Origin of the sequence: Methylobacterium isbiliense (genome assembly GCF_022179325.1) — a bacterium.
GTDB classification, from domain to species: domain Bacteria; phylum Pseudomonadota; class Alphaproteobacteria; order Rhizobiales; family Beijerinckiaceae; genus Methylobacterium; species Methylobacterium isbiliense.
The window spans coordinates 16,887-32,581 of sequence record NZ_BPQQ01000087.1 but is presented as its reverse complement, the minus strand read 5'-3'; the positions used below and the strand labels follow the sequence as shown (position 1 = coordinate 32,581).

Annotated in this window: 16 protein-coding genes; 3 read left to right on the top strand and 13 right to left on the bottom strand. The window is 72.6% G+C overall.

Annotation, left to right across the window (positions count from 1 at the left end; all coding sequences use genetic code 11):
• Nucleotides 1-87 precede the first annotated feature (87 nt).
• A complete protein-coding gene (locus MFF61_RS28715) occupies nucleotides 88-816 on the top strand; it encodes a 4'-phosphopantetheinyl transferase family protein (protein ID WP_238241102.1) in 729 nt (242 codons plus the stop codon).
• 186 nt (nucleotides 817-1,002) lie between these two features.
• Here the strand turns inward: MFF61_RS28715 and MFF61_RS28710 are convergent, their stop codons facing one another.
• The 10 genes from MFF61_RS28710 to MFF61_RS28665 all read right to left on the bottom strand — a co-directional run bounded on the left by MFF61_RS28710 (nucleotide 1,003) and on the right by MFF61_RS28665 (nucleotide 11,001).
• Nucleotides 1,003-1,884 carry an RNA polymerase factor sigma-32 gene (locus MFF61_RS28710; protein ID WP_238241101.1) on the bottom strand — a complete coding sequence of 294 codons (882 nt, stop codon included), beginning with the start codon at nucleotides 1,882-1,884 and terminating at the stop codon, nucleotides 1,003-1,005.
• A 223-nt stretch (nucleotides 1,885-2,107) separates the two neighbouring features.
• On the bottom strand, nucleotides 2,108-2,701 hold the full coding sequence (locus MFF61_RS28705) for a CarD family transcriptional regulator (RefSeq protein ID WP_238241100.1): 594 nt from the start codon (nucleotides 2,699-2,701) through the stop codon (nucleotides 2,108-2,110).
• Between the two features lie 434 nt (nucleotides 2,702-3,135).
• Nucleotides 3,136-3,474, bottom strand: coding sequence for a ferredoxin FdxA (fdxA, locus tag MFF61_RS28700; protein ID WP_238241099.1), 339 nt, complete (start codon nucleotides 3,472-3,474; stop codon nucleotides 3,136-3,138).
• A gap of 130 nt (nucleotides 3,475-3,604) precedes the next feature.
• Entirely contained in the window at nucleotides 3,605-3,913 is a 309-nt protein-coding gene (locus tag MFF61_RS28695) for an RNA-binding S4 domain-containing protein (protein WP_238241098.1), read from the bottom strand.
• Between the two features lie 8 nt (nucleotides 3,914-3,921).
• Nucleotides 3,922-7,395 (bottom strand): helicase-related protein, encoded by a 3,474-nt coding sequence (locus tag MFF61_RS28690; RefSeq protein ID WP_238241097.1) that lies wholly within the window; start codon nucleotides 7,393-7,395, stop codon nucleotides 3,922-3,924.
• 62 nt (nucleotides 7,396-7,457) lie between these two features.
• Complete coding sequence (locus MFF61_RS28685) at nucleotides 7,458-7,757, bottom strand: hypothetical protein (protein WP_238241096.1); 300 nt, start codon at nucleotides 7,755-7,757, stop codon at nucleotides 7,458-7,460.
• Nucleotides 7,758-7,936: 179 nt separating this feature from the next.
• Nucleotides 7,937-8,707 carry an ABC transporter ATP-binding protein gene (locus MFF61_RS28680; RefSeq protein ID WP_238241095.1) on the bottom strand — a complete coding sequence of 257 codons (771 nt, stop codon included), beginning with the start codon at nucleotides 8,705-8,707 and terminating at the stop codon, nucleotides 7,937-7,939.
• Nucleotides 8,704-9,756, bottom strand: coding sequence for a FecCD family ABC transporter permease (locus MFF61_RS28675; RefSeq protein ID WP_238241094.1), 1,053 nt, complete (start codon nucleotides 9,754-9,756; stop codon nucleotides 8,704-8,706). The genes MFF61_RS28680 and MFF61_RS28675 overlap by 4 nt, the downstream gene beginning before the upstream one ends.
• Complete coding sequence (locus tag MFF61_RS28670; protein ID WP_238241093.1) at nucleotides 9,753-10,781, bottom strand: iron ABC transporter substrate-binding protein; 1,029 nt, start codon at nucleotides 10,779-10,781, stop codon at nucleotides 9,753-9,755. Before MFF61_RS28670 ends, MFF61_RS28675 begins: the two co-directional genes overlap by 4 nt.
• 10 nt (nucleotides 10,782-10,791) lie before the next feature.
• Nucleotides 10,792-11,001 (bottom strand): TOBE domain-containing protein, encoded by a 210-nt coding sequence (locus MFF61_RS28665; RefSeq protein ID WP_238241092.1) that lies wholly within the window; start codon nucleotides 10,999-11,001, stop codon nucleotides 10,792-10,794.
• Nucleotides 11,002-11,192: 191 nt separating this feature from the next.
• Here MFF61_RS28665 and MFF61_RS28660 point away from each other — a divergent pair, with 191 nt between their 5' ends.
• Nucleotides 11,193-11,702: a pyridoxamine 5'-phosphate oxidase family protein gene (locus tag MFF61_RS28660; protein ID WP_238241091.1), complete on the top strand. Its 510-nt coding sequence runs from the start codon at nucleotides 11,193-11,195 to the stop codon at nucleotides 11,700-11,702.
• Nucleotides 11,703-11,800: 98 nt separating this feature from the next.
• Nucleotides 11,801-13,093, top strand: a complete 1,293-nt coding sequence (gene pncB, locus MFF61_RS28655; protein ID WP_238241090.1) for a nicotinate phosphoribosyltransferase — start codon at nucleotides 11,801-11,803, stop codon at nucleotides 13,091-13,093.
• 52 nt (nucleotides 13,094-13,145) lie between these two features.
• On the opposite strand, the gene MFF61_RS28650 is transcribed toward pncB, so the two are convergent.
• The 3 genes from MFF61_RS28650 to gpt all read right to left on the bottom strand — a co-directional run bounded on the left by MFF61_RS28650 (nucleotide 13,146) and on the right by gpt (nucleotide 15,686).
• A complete protein-coding gene (locus tag MFF61_RS28650; RefSeq protein WP_238241089.1) occupies nucleotides 13,146-14,144 on the bottom strand; it encodes an SDR family oxidoreductase in 999 nt (332 codons plus the stop codon).
• An 87-nt stretch (nucleotides 14,145-14,231) separates the two neighbouring features.
• A complete protein-coding gene (locus MFF61_RS28645) occupies nucleotides 14,232-15,068 on the bottom strand; it encodes a formate/nitrite transporter family protein (RefSeq protein ID WP_238241088.1) in 837 nt (278 codons plus the stop codon).
• A gap of 111 nt (nucleotides 15,069-15,179) precedes the next feature.
• The gene (gene gpt / locus MFF61_RS28640) at nucleotides 15,180-15,686 is read right to left on the bottom strand and encodes a xanthine phosphoribosyltransferase (protein WP_238241087.1); all 507 of its coding nucleotides are present in this window, start codon (nucleotides 15,684-15,686) and stop codon (nucleotides 15,180-15,182) included.
• Nucleotides 15,687-15,695 lie beyond the last annotated feature (9 nt).

Sequence of the window (15,695 nt, the reverse complement as noted above, 5' to 3'; positions counted from 1 at the left end):
CCGGCTCCTGCGGCGGGGCCTTGTCTCCGGGCGCCGGTCCGGTGGAGAACCGCCGGGCGCTCCGTCGTCGCGCAGCTGGGGAGGGACATGCCGATGCAGGGTGCGGCGGGCTGCATCGATGGCCAAGCCCTCGCGGCCCTGGAGGATCTTGGCCTCGCCGCGCGCGAGGGCATCGCCGTCGCGATGCGGGCGGAGGCCGTCGCGGCGCTGCCGGCGGCGCGGCGCGCCCTGCCGCCAGAGGAGACGGCCCGGATCGCCCGCTTCCAGCAGCCGCAGGACCGGCTGGAGCGCGAGGCGGCGCACGGGCTGCTGCGCCATCTGCTCGGGGGGCTGCTCGGCCGCGCCCCCGAAACCCTCGTTCTGGCGCGCGACGGCTTCGACCGGCCGTTCCTGCCGGGCGCGGATGATCTCGATCTCAACCTGAGCCACGGGGCCGGCTGGGTGGCGGCGGCCGTCGCGCGGGGCGGCCGGCTCGGCGTCGATGTCGAGGGGGCGGCCCGGCCGGTGGACTGGGACAGCCTCGCGCCGCACGTGATGCATCCGGCCGAACTCGCCGCCTTCCGCGGCCTGCCCGCCGCGGCGCGGCCGGCGCGGGCGCTCGAACTCTGGGCCGTGAAGGAAGCCTGCCTGAAGGCGAGCGGGGAGGGGCTGTCGGCGGCGCCCCAGCGCGTGCACGTGGTCGCGGAGGGCGAGGGCTGGCGGCTCGACCATCGCGGCCTGTCCCTGCGGGCAGGCTCCTGCGTGCTGGCGGATGGAGCCCGCTTCGCCTGGGCGGCCGAGCACGGGCTGCGGCTGAGGCCCCTGCTCGTCGTCTAAGCAGACTAGCGTTGGCAAGCCAACGCTTCGTCCGCTTAGGTTCTTGTTTCTTCGCAGATTTTGATCGCAAAACCGGCGACCACTTTTGCGAAATCTGCTTAGCGGCCGGTGCCGCGCAGGGCTGCCCGGCTCCTCGTCTCCCGCATCGTCGTCGCCGAACCGGAGACCGGTCCGGAGGCCCGAGGCTCAGACGAAGGCGCTCATGCCGGAGGCGGAGGGCTGCGGGAAGCGCTCGGCGAGGGCGCGGCGCAGCTTCTCCAGGGCGCGGTTCTCGATCTGGCGCACCCGCTCCTTCGAGATGCCGAGGCGGTGCCCGAGCGCTTCGAGGGTGGCCTGATCCTCGGAGAGACGGCGCTCGTGCAGGATGCGCAGCTCGCGCTCGGAGAGCACCGTGAGGGCTTGGCGCAGCCAGGTGAGGCGCCGCTCGCCGTCGACGGCGTCCGAGACCGCCTCGTCGGGCAGGGGCGAGGTATCAACCAGGAAGTCGACGCGCTCGGCGGAGGCATCGCCCTCGTCGGTGATCGGCGCGTTGAGGGACATGTCGGGACCCGACAGGCGGGCATCCATCAGCGCCACGTCCTCGCGGGATACGCCGATGGCGGTGGCGATGCGCCGATGGATCTCGTCGCCGACATGCTCGTCGGTCGATTGCATCAGGCGGGCACGCAGCCGGCGCAGGTTGAAGAACAGGGCCTTCTGGGCCGAGGAGGTACCGCCGCGGACGATCGACCAGTTGCGCAGGATGTAATCCTGGATCGAGGCGCGGATCCACCACGTGGCGTAGGTGGAGAACCGGACGTCCCGCTCGGGTTCGAAGCGGGCGGCGGCTTCCATCAGGCCGACATGCCCTTCCTGGACGAGGTCGGCCATCGGCAGGCCGTAATGGCGGAAGCGGCCCGCCAGAGCGATGACGAGGCGCATATGGGCCGAGATCAGGCGGTGCAGGGCCTGCTCGTCGCGTTCGTCCTTCCAGCGGACCGCGAGGCCTCGCTCCTCTTCCCGCTCGAGGAAGGGCGCATCCATCGCCATCCGCACGAACTGTCGACGTATGCCTGCGATTTCCGCCATGCCTGCCTCCGCCGCTTCGGTCGCGTGCTCCGGCCCGTGAAGAGACATACCGGCGCGCGCAGCCAGCCACCGTCCTCGCAGGGCCTGCGACAACGGCGCGAGGCGCAGGATGGTTCCCGCATTGCGGAACGGTGAGCGCAGTGCCTGCTGCCTGTGGCAGATCGGCAACGAAAAAGCCCGGCACGAGGGCCGGGCTTTCCGAAAATCCCAGGGGTGAGAGGCGTCAGGCGGCCTCGGCCTCGTCCTGCAGGTCCTCGGCCTCGCTCTCGCCGTCGGCATCCGCGCTCTTGGCGCGCCGCGGCGACTTGGCGAGACTCTGCTCGATGAGCTTGAGGGACTCGGTCTCGGTGATCTTGTTCACCGCCGCGATCTCGCGCACCACCCGATCGAGGGCGGCCTCGTAGAGCTGGCGCTCGGAATAGGACTGCTCGGGCTGGGCCTCGGAGCGGTAGAGGTCGCGCACCACCTCGGTGACGGCGATCAGGTCGCCCGAGTTGATCTTGGCCTCGTATTCCTGGGCGCGGCGCGACCACATCGTGCGCTTCACGCGGGCGCGGCCGGTGAGCACGTCGAGGGCTTTCTTGACGAGATCCGGCTCGGCGAGCTTGCGCATGCCGACCGCATTCGCCTTGGCGGTCGGGACCCGAAGAACCATCTTGTCCTTCTCGAACGACACCACGAACAGCTCGAGCTTGTAGCCGGCGATCTCCTGCTCCTCGATGGCCGTGATGCGGCCGACACCGTGAGCCGGATACACGATCGCTTCGCCGGTCTTGAAGCCCTGCCGGGCGGCTGTCGTCTTCTTGGCGGTCGTCATGCGGGGGTGGCCTCCAGGTCACCGTCCGCGGTCATTGCGCCGCGGGCCGGTCATTCGTCCGGGTCAGGGCGCCCGGCTGAAAATACGTGCCCGTCGGACGCCCCGCGAGGCGTCCGCCAGTCCCTGTCAACCGATAGCTAAGAAACGCCCGAGCAGAGCGCGGATCGGGAAAAACCCTCCACGCCTGACTGCATGCGGCTCCACCCCGTCGAGAAAAAGTCCCGCTCGGCAGGCAGGTGCCGCACGTCGAACGTAAGCGACGGTGATCGGCACCCTAGCACGCGAGGGCTCGAAAATCAAAAAAATTCAGGTGCGCGGCGCGCATGGCAGCGCACCGTGCATGGTATTTCATCAGGTCTGCGGCGCTGCGGCGGGCCTGCCGCGGCCGGGGATGAGCCGCCCGAGTCCGGGCGGGAGCCCGCTCCGGGCGGGGATCAATCGCCCGAGCCGGGATTGGGCGAGAAATGCGCCTCGAACTTGCCCGCGACGCCGTCCCACTGCTTGGCGTCGTCGGGGGCGGGCTTCTTCTGCGTGATGTTCGGCCAGGTCTTGGCGAGATCGGCGTTGAGCTTCAGCCAGGTTTCGAGGCCCGGCTCGGTGTCGGGCTTGATCGCCTCGGCGGGGCATTCCGGCTCGCACACGCCGCAATCGATGCACTCGTCGGGATGGATGACGAGCATGTTCTCGCCCTCGTAGAAGCAGTCGACCGGGCACACCTCCACGCAGTCCATGTACTTGCACTTGATGCAGTTGTCGGTGACGACGTAGGTCATGGGACGGTCGGTCCTTGGGCGTGAGCGGAACGGGGTGCGAGGGCCCTGAGCGCGTTCCGGCGCGCTCTAGCCCCTGCCCGGGACGCTGGCAAGCGCCGCGACGCCGCCCCCGCCATTCGTGCCGCGAACGTCACCCGCGCGTCACGCTCCCGGCGGGCGGGTCGGCCGGGGCATCGGCGGAGAGATCGGCATAGAGCAGGCGTGCCTCCGGGGCCGGGCCGCGGCGCTCGCCGAGGCCCAGCACCCGCACCGCCAGGGTCGCATGCGCGGCCGCCACCGTCACGACGTCGCCCACCGCGACGGGCTTGGCAGCGGCCTCGGCGCGCTGGCCGTTCACCCGCACGTAGCCATCCGCGATCAGGCGGGCGGCGAGGCTGCGCGTCTTGGCGAAGCGCGCGAACCACAGCCACTTGTCGAGACGCTGACGGTCCTGGCGCACGGACGGGCTCAGCGCTTGTCGCCGTCCCGCGCCTCCATCTGTGCCTTGAGGGCGAGGAGCTTGGCGAAGGGCGAATCCGGGTCCGGCGCCCGCTCGCGGCGGGGCGGCCGGGCGTCCGGGGCGCCGCGATAGCCGTCGCGCCGCTCCTGCGGGGGCCGTCCGCCGCGCTCACCCTCGGGTCCGCGGCCATTGCCGCCGTGCCGCGGCGGGCGGCCCTCCGCCCGGGCGCCGTCGGCCTGGCGCTGCTCGCCCCAGCGCGGCGAGGTGCGGCCCTGCGGCCGCGGTCCCTGGTCCTGGCCGTCGCGCCGCGGCGGACGGCCCTCGCCGGTGCGCTGCTGCGGCGCGCCCCGCTGCTGCGGCCCGCCCTGCGCGTGGGGACGGCCGCGGCCCTGGTGGCGGACGGCGCCGCGCTGGTGGCGGTGCATCCGCCAGACCTCGATGAGGACCGGCTGGGCTGCCGCCGCTGGGGCGGCGGCATCCTCCGGCGCCGGTTCGGCGGACGGCACGGCCTCGGCAACGGCGCCCTCCGGTGCTGGTTCGATGGTCGCCCCCTCGGCCGTGGCCGTGTCGCCGGAGGCCGGCTCATCCGCCGCGACAATCGCCGCTTCGGCCGCGACGGGCTCGGGCTCCCCGACGGCCTCAGGCAGGGCGTCCTGTTCGGCCGATGCCGCCTCCGGTTCCAGGGCCGCCGCGGCCTCCGGCTCGGGCACGGCCTCCCGGATCTCGGCCTGCTGGGTCTCCGGCCCCTGCGTCGCTGCTTCCTGGGGCTCTGCCTCGTGTGTCTCGGCCTGTTGGGTCTCGACCTCGTGTGTCTCGGCCTCGGGGGCCTCGCTCTCCCGGCTCGCCGTCTCGTCGACCGACGCCTCGCCCGGCACGGCCTCGGCGGACAGATCGGGGGCGGCATCGGCCGCCTCACCCTCGGGCGATGCCGCGGCGCCCGGTTCCGGCGCGGCCTCGCCCGCCGGCCGCAGCGGCACGGTCGCGGCGGCGGGGCGCAGCGGCACCGTGATGGCCGGGCCGGGGCGGCTCTCCGCCACGTAGCCGAGCGATTTCAGGATCGAGGCGAAGTCCTCGCCCGAGCAGCCGACCAGCGAGGTCATGCCGACGGTGGGCACGAAGCCGTCGCGGTCCGCGGCCCCGGGCGGGGGCTCGCCCGGCGTGGTGCCCGGCACGTAGGCGATGGCCGGACGGATCAGGTCGGCGAGGCGCTCCAGGATGTCGACGCGCACGGCCCGGCCGCCGCAGACCCGGAAGCCGGCCGCCCGGTAGAGCCCCTTGGCGATCTCGGGATCGACCGGCATCGAGGTGCGGCCGCTGCCGGCGAGATGCGCGATCTCGTCGAGGCCGCGCTGGTCGAGGCCGCCGTTCTTCAGCGCCCAGAGCTGAGCCGCCAGCGTGCGCGGGGCGGGCTTGAGCAGGGCCGGCATGGTGATGTGGTAGGCGCCGAAGCGCACGCCGCGCTTGCGCAGCGCCCCGCGGCCCTCCTGGTCGAGGCTGCGCATCTCGGTCAGCACCTTGGCGCGCTCCAGCACGCCGAGCGCCTCCGAAACCTGGAAGCCGATGCCGCGGGCGAGGCCCGTGAGATCCTCGGCGGTCTCGAGTTCGAGCGCGGGGCCGAGCAGCCGCACGATGTGCGCCTTGAGCCAGGCCGCGAGGCGCCCCTCGACCTTGTCGCGGGCGGGGCCGGTGAGCTGCTCGTCGGCCAGGATGCGAAAACCCGGGGCGTAGAGCTTGTCGCCCGGGACGAGCTTGGCGACGGGGTCGCCGGTCCAGCGGATGGTGCCGTCGTTCGAGAGCACCAGGGCGGCGTCGGCCGCGGCCGCGAAGCGGTCGGCGCGGGCCTCGATCTCGCTCGCCAGCGCCTTCTCGGCCGCGCTGCGGAGGGTCTTGGCTTCCTGGCCCTCGGCGCCGGGGTCGGGCACGAACTGGAACCCGTGCAGGTGGCCGACGTGCTGGCCCTCGACCGTGACGTCGCCGCCTGCGGTGATCTCAGCTTCCAACATGGTGTTCTCTCTCAGGCGCCGCATGAGGACGCTGGTGCGCCGGTCCACGAACCGACTCGCCAGCCGCTCGTGGAGGGCGTCGGACAGCCTGTCCTCTACCCGACGCGTCTCGCCCTGCCAATGCTCCGGCTCCTGCAGCCAGTCGGGGCGGTTGGCGACGAAGGTCCATGTGCGCACCTGGGCGATGCGCTGGGAGAGGGTGTCGATGTCGCCGTCCGTGCGGTCGACCATCGCGACGTGCTTGGCAAACCAGTCGGATGGGATGCGCCCGGCCAAGCCCCGCATCAGGAAGCGGTAGAGCTGCGCGACGAGGTCGGCATGGGTCTGGATCGGGGTCTTGCGGTAGTCGGGCACGCCGCAGACGGCCCAGAGCCGCTCCACCGCCCCGCCGCGGGCCGCGGCCATGTCGCGGATGTCGTCCTCGCGGGCCAGCAGGTCGAGCGCGGCCTCGTCGTCGCCGCGCGGCGCGCGCACCAGGCCGCGCTCGCCAGGATGCTCGGCGAGACTCGCCTGCAGGGCCTCGACGGAGGAGAAGTCGAGGTCGGGGTTGCGCCATTGCAGCACCCGGGTCGGCTCGAAGGTGTGGCTCTCCAGCGCCTCCACCATCTCGGGCTCGAAGGGCGGGCAGCGGCCGGTGGAGCCGAAGGTGCCGTCGCGCAGGTGGCGTCCGGCGCGCCCGGCGATCTGCGCCATCTCGGCGGGGGTCAGGCCGCGGAAGCGCGTGCCGTCGAACTTGCGGTTCGACGCGAAGGCGACGTGGTCGACGTCGAGGTTGAGCCCCATGCCGACCGCGTCGGTGGCGACGAGGTAGTCGACGTCCCCCGACTGGTAGAGTTCGACCTGGGCGTTGCGGGTGCGCGGCGAGAGCGCGCCGAGCACCACCGCGGCGCCGCCGCGCTGGCGGCGCAGCAGCTCGGCGATGGCGTAGACCTCCTCGGCCGAGAAGGCGACGATGGCGGTGCGGTGGGGCAAACGCGAGAGGCGCTTCTCGCCGGCGAAGGAGAGCTGCGACAGCCGCGGACGGCTGGTGACGACGACGCCCGGGATCAGCGCCTGCACCAGCGGCGCCATGGTGCCGGAGCCGATCAGCAGCGTCTCCTCGCGCCCGCGCTGGTGCAGCAGGCGGTCGGTGAAGGTGTGGCCGCGGTCCATGTCGGCGCCGAGCTGGATCTCGTCGACGGCGACGAAGTCGACGGTTCGGTCGCGCGGCATCGCCTCGGCGGTGCAGATCCAGTAGCTCGGCCGGTCGGGCTTGATCTTCTCCTCGCCGGTGACCAGGGCGACCCGCTCCGGGCCCACCCGGTCCACCACCCGGTGGTAGACCTCGCGGGCGAGCAGCCGCAGCGGCAGCCCGATCATCCCGGTCGGATGGGCCAGCATCCGCTCGATGGCGAGATGGGTCTTGCCGGTGTTGGTCGGGCCGAGCACCGCCGTGACGCCGCGTGCGCGGGCCTGCGGGGGAAGGGAGCGGCGGTTCATCAAGATCGGGCAGATCCTCGGGGCGGCCGCCGGACGGCGGTCCCGACGCAGGCGCCGCGGGACTAGCGGCTCCGGTCGCCGCGGCGGAGGCGCCCTCCGCCCGGCTCCGACCCGTCATATGGGGTCTCGGACCCCGTCCCGCCATACGGCCCGCTGTAGACGTCGATGCGCAGCCGCGAGCGCTTGGTGTCCTGGAGGTCGGCGCAGAGCGTGTCGGGCACGGCCGTCAGCGGCCCGGCCCGGGCGGGACGGTTCTCGACCACCTGCGCGGAGGAGCGCGCGTCGCCCCCGCAATCGGTGCCGTTGGCCAGAGCCGGGAGCGGGCAGAGGGCCAGGATGGTGGCGAGCAGGCGAAGCGACATGGCGGCGGCCCCGGCGGCGGAGGACCGCCAGGATAGGGCCGTATCGTTGCCGAACCCTGTGCGGCGGACCGCTCTCCCGTGCCGGCAACGCCATCGCGTCTCGCCGCCCCCGAGCCGGCGACGCGTGGATGACGTATCCTGCAACGAGAGTGGAACGCTCCCGCGCCGAACGGCGGCGTTCAGCCCGGCAGGAAGGCGCGCGCCCCCGTGCCCGCGTCCCGCACCTCCTCGACCGGCGCTCCGTAGAGCCCTTCGAGACGCTCCGCCGCCAGCACCTCCGCCACCGGGCCTTCGGCGAGGCGTCCGCCCGCCCGCAGCAGCAGGGCGCGGTCGGCGTAGCGCGCCGCCTGATTGGGGTCGTGGGTGGTGAAGATCACGCCGAGCCCGTCGTCGCGCAGGCGGGTGATCTCGCGCATCACCTTCCCCTGGTTGCCGAAATCGAGGCTGGCAGTCGGCTCGTCGAGGATCACGAGGCGCGGCTCCTGGGCGAGCGCGCGGGCGATCAGCACGAGCTGGCGCTCGCCGCCGGAGATGCGGGTGACCGCGCGGTCGGCGAGGTGCAGGACGCCCATCCGGGCGAGCGCCGCCTCCGCGCTGGCGCGGTCGGCGCGGGAGGGGGCGGAGAACAGGCCCGCATGGGCGCTGCGCCCCATCAGCACCACGGCCCGTGCGGTGAACGCGAAGGCGCTGCCGGCGCTCTGGGGCACGTAGGCGAGCGCCCGGGCGCGCTCGCGGGCCGGCAGGGCGGCGAGCGGCCGGCCCAGCACCGTCACGCTGCCGGCGCGCGGCGGCAGCAGGCCGAGCAGGGTCTTGAGCAGCGTGGTCTTGCCGCCGCCGTTGGGGCCGAGCAGCGCCAGCACCTCGCCGGGCGCGACCGCGAGGTCGATCCCGCGGCCGATCACCCGGCCCGGATACCCGAAGGCGAGATCCGTCGCGGCGAGCAGGGTCATTGCCAGTCCCGCTCCGCGCCGGCGAGCAGCCAGAGGAAGACCGGCGTGCCGACCACCGCGGTCAGGATGCCGAGCGGCACCTCCACGGGGGCGATGGTGCGCGCCAGCGTGTCGATGACGAGGAGGTAGCCCGCTCCGAGCAGGGCCGCGGTCGGGATCAGCCGCGCGAAGCCCGGCCCGACGAGGAAGCGGGCGAGGTGGGGCACGACGAGGCCGACCCAGCCGACGATGCCGGCCGCCGCCACGCTCGCGGCCGTCACCAGGGTGGCGGCGGCCACGATAGCGAGCCGCAGCGGGCCGGTGGCGAGGCCGAGGGCGCGGGCCTCCTCCTCCGGCAGCGAGAGCGCGTCGAGCCGCCAGCGCAGCAGCAGCAGCACCGCGGTGCCGAGGACGACCGGCAGGGCCAGGGCCGCGAGGTCGAGCGCATGTGTGGCCGAGAGGCTGCCGAGCAGCCAGAAGGTCATGGCCGGGAGCTGGTTGTAGGGATCGGCGAGGTACTTCACGAGGCCGACCCCCGCGCCGAGCAGCGAGCCGATCACCACGCCGGCCAGCACCAGCACCAGCACCGGGTCGCGCCGGGCCAGCGTGGCGCCCACGAGGTAGACGGCCGCCACCGCCGCGAGCCCGCCCGCGAAGGCGAGCGCCTCGATGGCGAGCACGCCGAGCGAGAGCCAGATGCCGAGCACCGCCCCGAAGGCCGCCCCCGAGGAGGCGCCGAGGATGTCGGGCGAGACGAGCGGATTGCGAAACAGGCCCTGGAAGGCCGCGCCCGCCACCGACAGGGCGGCGCCGATCAGGATCGCCGCCAGGATGCGCGGGCCGCGGATCTGCATCACCACCGCCTCGACCGCGGGCGGCACGGCGGCCGGCCGGCCGGTGAGCTTGGCGAGCAGCACCTGCGCCACCTCGCCGAGCCCGACCGGGAAGCGCCCGACCCCGAAGGCCACGGCCACGGCGAGGAGGAGGAGGCCGAGGGCCAGCGCCGTGCCGGCGCCCGCCCCGATCCGCGCCCCGAGGCGGCTCTCGGCCCTGGCCTCGGGGCCGCTCACGCGCCGCCCGCCAGCACGCGATCGAGGGCCGCCTCGTCCGGCGTCACGTGATAGAAGGTGCGGTGGAATTCCCGGGCGACCGCCCGCAGATCCTCCGGGAAGCGCGCCGGGTAGAGCGCCTGGCCGAGCCACCACAGGCCGAGGATGCGGTTCACCGAGGGCGGGGAATCGACCCAGCCGAAGGGCAGGGCAGGGGCGAGATGGACCCGGCCCGCGCGCACGGCCGGAACTCCCTGCCAGAGCGGGTCGCCGCGCAGGCCCGCCACGAAGGCGGAATCGAGGGCGACGATCACCTCGGGCGCCCAGGCGAGCACGTCCTCGGGCGAGACCCGGGCGAGGCCGCCGCCGGCCCCCGCCACGTTGACGGCGCCGAGCAGTTCCAGCGCCTCGACGTTGATCGCGCCCGTGCGGGCGGTCTCGAGCCCCCGCGGTCCGCGGGCGAAGTAGACCCGCGGGCGCTCAGCGACCGGGATCGCGGCGACCCGCGCCCGCACCGTCGCCAGCGTCGCCTCGCAGGCCTGCGCCAGGCGCTCTCCCGCCTCCCGGCGTCCGAGCAGGGTCCCGAGGGTGCGGTAGGTGGCCGGCACGGCGGGCAGGCGCCCGTCGAAGAGCAGGTAGGGCAGGCCGGTCTGCTGCTGCACCCGGTCGGCGAGCGAGCGGTAGGTCTCGGTGGTGTCGCCGACGTCGAGGATCAGGTCCGGCCTGAGGGCCAGCACCGATTCGAGGTTGGCGGTGTTGCCCCGCCCGGTGAGACGTCCGACCTCCGGCAATCCCAGGGTCTCGGGCAGCAGGTAGGGCCGCTCGGCGGGGCGGATCGCCCGGGGCCAGCCCGCGAGAAGGTCCGGCGCGAGGGTGTAGAGCAGGATGGCGGCGGGCGGCCCGGCCGGAAAGACCCGCGCCACCGGCGCCGCCAGCGCGGGCAGGGGCCGGCCCGCATCGTCCTGCCGCGGCTGCGCCGCCGCGCGCGGCCCGCCGGCGCCGAGGCCGGCCAGGGCGAGGAGCAGTGCGCGGCGGTCGAGGGGCATGGGCCTGCGCTCAATCCACCGCGATCATCACGTCGCTCGACTTCACGACGACGTGTGCCGCCTTGCCGGGCGCGAGCCCCAGATCGTCCACCGACTCGTTGGTGATCGCCGCGGTCACGACCTGCCCGCCGGGAAGCTCCACCGTCACGTGCGCCGTGGTGGTGCCCTTGCGGACCGCCTTCACGGTGCCCGACAGCACGTTGCGCGCGCTGATCTTCATTCCACGCTCTCCCATCGCGCGGCCCACCGGCCGCGGGGCGTGACATAGGGGAACACTGCGCGGCCGGCGAGCATCCGCCGCGCTCGAAACAAAGCCGGGCCTCGCCGGTTGTCCCGCAGTTTCGCACGAGCCGCCAGTCCGCACCGATCGCCGGGGCGGCGCATGCGCGGCCAACCGGAGAGAGGACGATCATGCACCAGGGCAGCCACCGCGACCACGAGGGCGCGAAGAAGCTCTTCAGCCTCATCAAGGACGTCAAGGTCGCCATGATGACGACCGTCGATTCGGACGGCCAGCTGCGCAGCCGCCCGATGTGGAACCAGGAGGCGGACGAGGCGGGCGACCTCTGGTTCTTCGCCAAGGTCGATGCCCCGGTGACCGGCGAGATCAGCCGCGATTCCCAGGTCAACCTCGCCTATTCGGACCCGTCGAACCAGAACTATGTCTCAGTGTCGGGCAAGGCCGAGATCGTGCGCGACAAGGCCACGATCGATTCCAAGTGGAACGAGAGCCTGAAGACGTGGTTTCCCAAGGGCAAGGACGACCCGTCGGTGACCCTGATCCGGGTTCACCCCGAGAAGGGCGAGTACTGGGACAGCCCCAACGCCACGATGCTGCACCTCTACGGCTACGTGAAGGCCGCGGTGACGGGCGAGTCGCCCAAGACCGAGAAGAAGGCCGTGGACCTCGCGGCCCACTAGCACGATCGCCGGAGCGGCAAGCTTGACTCGGGCCTGAGAACCGTGCGGGGTGCTCCACCCCGCACGGCGCACGGCGCCGGACCAGTCAGGCACGGGTGATGCTCGACCTCGCCACCAGGGTCTACAACCACACCTGGAAGATCGACCCGATCATCCGCTCGGTGCTCGACACCGATTTCTACAAGCTCCTGATGGCGCAGACGATCTTCCGCCGCCATCGGGACGTGGCCGTCACCTTCGGCATCCAGAACCGCACCAGCCGCATCCGCCTCGCCGACCTGATCGACGAGGGCGAACTGCGCGAGCAGCTCGACCATTGCCGCTCCCTGCGCCTGACGCGGGGCGAGTCGACGTGGCTGCGCGGCAATACCTTCTACGGCAAGCGGCAGATGTTCTCGCCGGACTTCATGGACTGGCTCGAGAAATTCCGCTTTCCCGACTACCTCCTGGAGAAGCAGGACGGGCAATACGTCCTGACCTTCCACGGTCCGTGGATCGAGACCACGATGTGGGAGGTACCCGCGCTGGCGATCCTGAACGAGCTGCGCTCGCGCGGGGTGCTCAAGGGCATGGGCAAGTTCGACCTGCAGGTGCTCTACGCCCGGGCGATGACGCGGATCTGGGAGAAGATCGAGCGGCTGAAGGTGCTGCCGAATCTCTCCATTGCGGATTTCGGCACCCGGCGCCGCCACGGCTTCCTGTGGCAGGATTGGTGCGTGGAGGCGATGATCGAGGGGCTCGGCTCCTCCTTCCTCGGCACGTCGAACTGCCTGATCGCGCTGCGCCACGACATCGAGGCGGTGGGCACGAACGCGCACGAACTGCCGATGGTCTATGCGGCCCTGGCCGAGGACGACCGGGCGCTGGCCGCGGCGCCCTACGCGGTGCTCTCGGACTGGCAGCAGGACTATGCCGGCAACCTGCTGGTGATCCTGCCCGACACCTACGGCACCACGGGGTTCCTCGCTCACGGTCCGGCCTGGATGGCCGACTGGACCGGCATCCGCATCGATTCCAAGGACCCGATCGCGGGCGGGGAGGAGGTCATCCGGTGGTGGCGGGAGCGCGGGCGCAATCCGCGCGACAAGCTGGCGATCTTCTCGGACGGCCTCGACATCGAGACGATCGAGGCGGTGCACCACCATTTCCACGGCCGCCTGCGCATCGGCTACGGCTGGGGCACGCTGCTCACCAACGACTTCCGCGGCCTCGTGCCGGAGGGCCGGCTCGATCCGATCTCGATCGTCTGCAAGGTGATCTCCGCCAACGGACGGCCGACCGTGAAACTCTCCGACAATCCCACCAAGGCGCTCGGCCCCGAGGAGGAGGTGGAGCGCTACAAGCGCGTCTTCGCAGTCGGCGCGCAGGTCTCGCAGCCGGTGCTGGTGTGAGGGCGGGGCGGGGCCTTGTCCTCCGGAGCGACCTCGCCCGCCCCGCCTTGCGTCATGCCCGCCGCTTCATCAGCGCGGCGGCGGCCAGGCCCACGCCCGCCATCACGGCGCCGGTCGCCAGCGGGTGCAGCTGCGCCCGGGTGTAGGTGCTGGTGCGCCGGACGTAGCCGGGATACTCGCCGCGGGCATGCCCGTCCTGGCCGGGCCGGTGCAGGGCGCCCTGCGGGTCGCGCGGGGGCTCCTGGCTGAGCTGGGCCCCGGCGAGGCGGGAGCCGAGGCGCTCGAAGGTGCGGGGCGCGACCTTCTTGAACCCGGTCATCACCCGGCCGCCGCCGCCGACATAGATCTCGCGCTGCGGGTGGACGGCGGCGTGCAGGATCGCGCGGGCGACCTCGTCGGGATGGTAGACCGGCGGCGGCAGCTGCGGCTCGCGGTCGGTGTAGTTGCGGGCGTGCTGGGGCAGCGGCGTGTCGATCGAGCCGGGCTTGATCAGCGTCACCGAGACCGGGGCGCCGTCCATGTCCAGCTCCGCCCGCAGGCCGTCCGTGAAGCCCCGGATGGCGTGCTTGCTCGCCGAGTACATGGCCTGGAGCGGGATCGCCAGGTCGGAGGCGATGCTGCCGAGATTGATCAGCGCGCCGCCGCGCCGCTTCAGGTGCGGCACCGCCACGAGCGAGCCGTAGACCACGCCCCAGAAGTTGGTCTGGAACAGGCGGTCGCTGTCCTCGTCGCTCACCTCCTCCAGTCGGCCGAAGATCGAGATGCCGGCGTCGTTCACCCAGGTGTCGAAGCCGCCGAAGCGCTCGATCGCCCGGTCGGCCAGGGCCTGCAGGTCCTCGCGCCGGCCGACGTCGCCGACCACGTGGGTCGCCTCGCCGCCCTCGCGGGTGATCTCCTCCTGGATGGCGGCCAGGGCTTCGGCGTTGCGGGAGAAGAGCACCACGCGGGCGCCGTGCCGGGCGGCCATGCGGGCGGTGGCGAGACCGATGCCGCTCGACGCCCCGGTGATGACGATCACCTGCTGGGCGAGGGGCTTGTGGGCGTGGGCCATGTCGCGTCTCCGTCCTGGTGGGGAGTATGTGGGAATCCCCACCCCAACGAACGTCGCGGCCATGCGTTCATGCGGCCGATCCGCGCCTCACTCCACGTCCGGCGCCACCTGCCCCCAGTTCAGGACCGCCACCAGCGCGACGCCCCCGAACAGGTTGCCGATCAGCGTCGGCACGAAGAAGCGCCCGAGATAGTCCCCCCAGGTCGCCTCGCCGAGAAACACGAGGTAGGACGCGTCCACCGACCCCGCGACGACATGCGCGAGATTGCCCACCGCGATCACGTAGGTGAGGATCAGGATCACGAACGGCCGGGCGTCGCCCGAGGAGGGCAGGAGCCAGACCATCAGGGCGAGCAGCCAGCCGGCCAGCACCGCCTTCAGGCAGGTGGTCCCGAACGGATACGCGTAGACGTGGTGGCTGAGCTTGCGGAAATGCTCCCGCACGCCCTCGTCGAACACCTCCGTATGGGCGAGGGAAGCGGCGAACAGGAGGGTGCCGACGAGGTTGGCGGCGAGCACGATGCCCCACAGGCGCAGCACCCGGAGCAGGACCGCGAGCGTGCGGTCGTGCAGCAGCGGCAGCACCGGCGTCAGGGTGTTCTCGGTGAAGAGCTGCTGGCGGCCCATCACGGCGATGAGGAAGCCGAGGGTGTAGCCCCAGCCGCTGACGAGTTCGCTCCACTTGGCCTCCGGCAGGTGATCCAGCAGGATGCCCTCGCCGACCAGCGAGAAGCCCATCGACAGCCCGGCGGCGAGCCCCGAGAGCGCGAGGGCCGGGGCGGTGCGGGCGAGATCCTCGACGCCCTCGTGGCGGATGACCTCGTGGATGACGACCGCGCTCGGCCAGCGCTCCTCTTCGACCTCCTCGGCGACCTCCCGCTTGCGCGTCTCGGGATCGGGAGCGTCCTCGGTCGAATCGCGCATGGCGGGGCTCGCGGGCGGCCGGATGATCCCGGTCCAGCGCAAAGCGCCACCGTCGCTTCGGTTCCGCGATCGGCCGGAATTCTCCGGCGGGCTACCCTACGGGAGGGCCAGTCAGCCCGAGCTGCCCGGATGCAGCGGCGCCTGATAGGCGAGCCCCATGTCCCAGGGAAAGTAGATCCAGGTGTCCTGGCTCACCTCGGTCACGAAGGTGTCGATGAGCGGGCGCCCGGCGGGTTTGGCATAGACGGTGGCGAAATGCGCCCGGGGCAGCAGGTCGCGCACCACCTGCGCGGTCCGGCCCGTATCCGTGAGGTCGTCGATGACGAGCACCCCCTGGCCGCTGCCGTCGCCGATGGCCCGGATGCTCGGCGCCACCTCCTTGAGGACCTTGAGGGCGCCCTGTTCCTGGTAGTCGTGATAGCTCGCGATGCAGACCGTCTCGATCAGCCGGATGCCGAGTTCCCGCGCCACCACGGCGGCGGGCACGAGGCCGCCGCGGGTGATGCAGACGATCGCCTCGAACGGCCCGGCGCCGGCGAGCCGCCACGCGAGCGCCCGCGCGTCGCGGTGGAACTGGTCCCAGGAGACCGGAAACGCCTTCTCGCCGGCAGCCGCCATCGCCCCGCT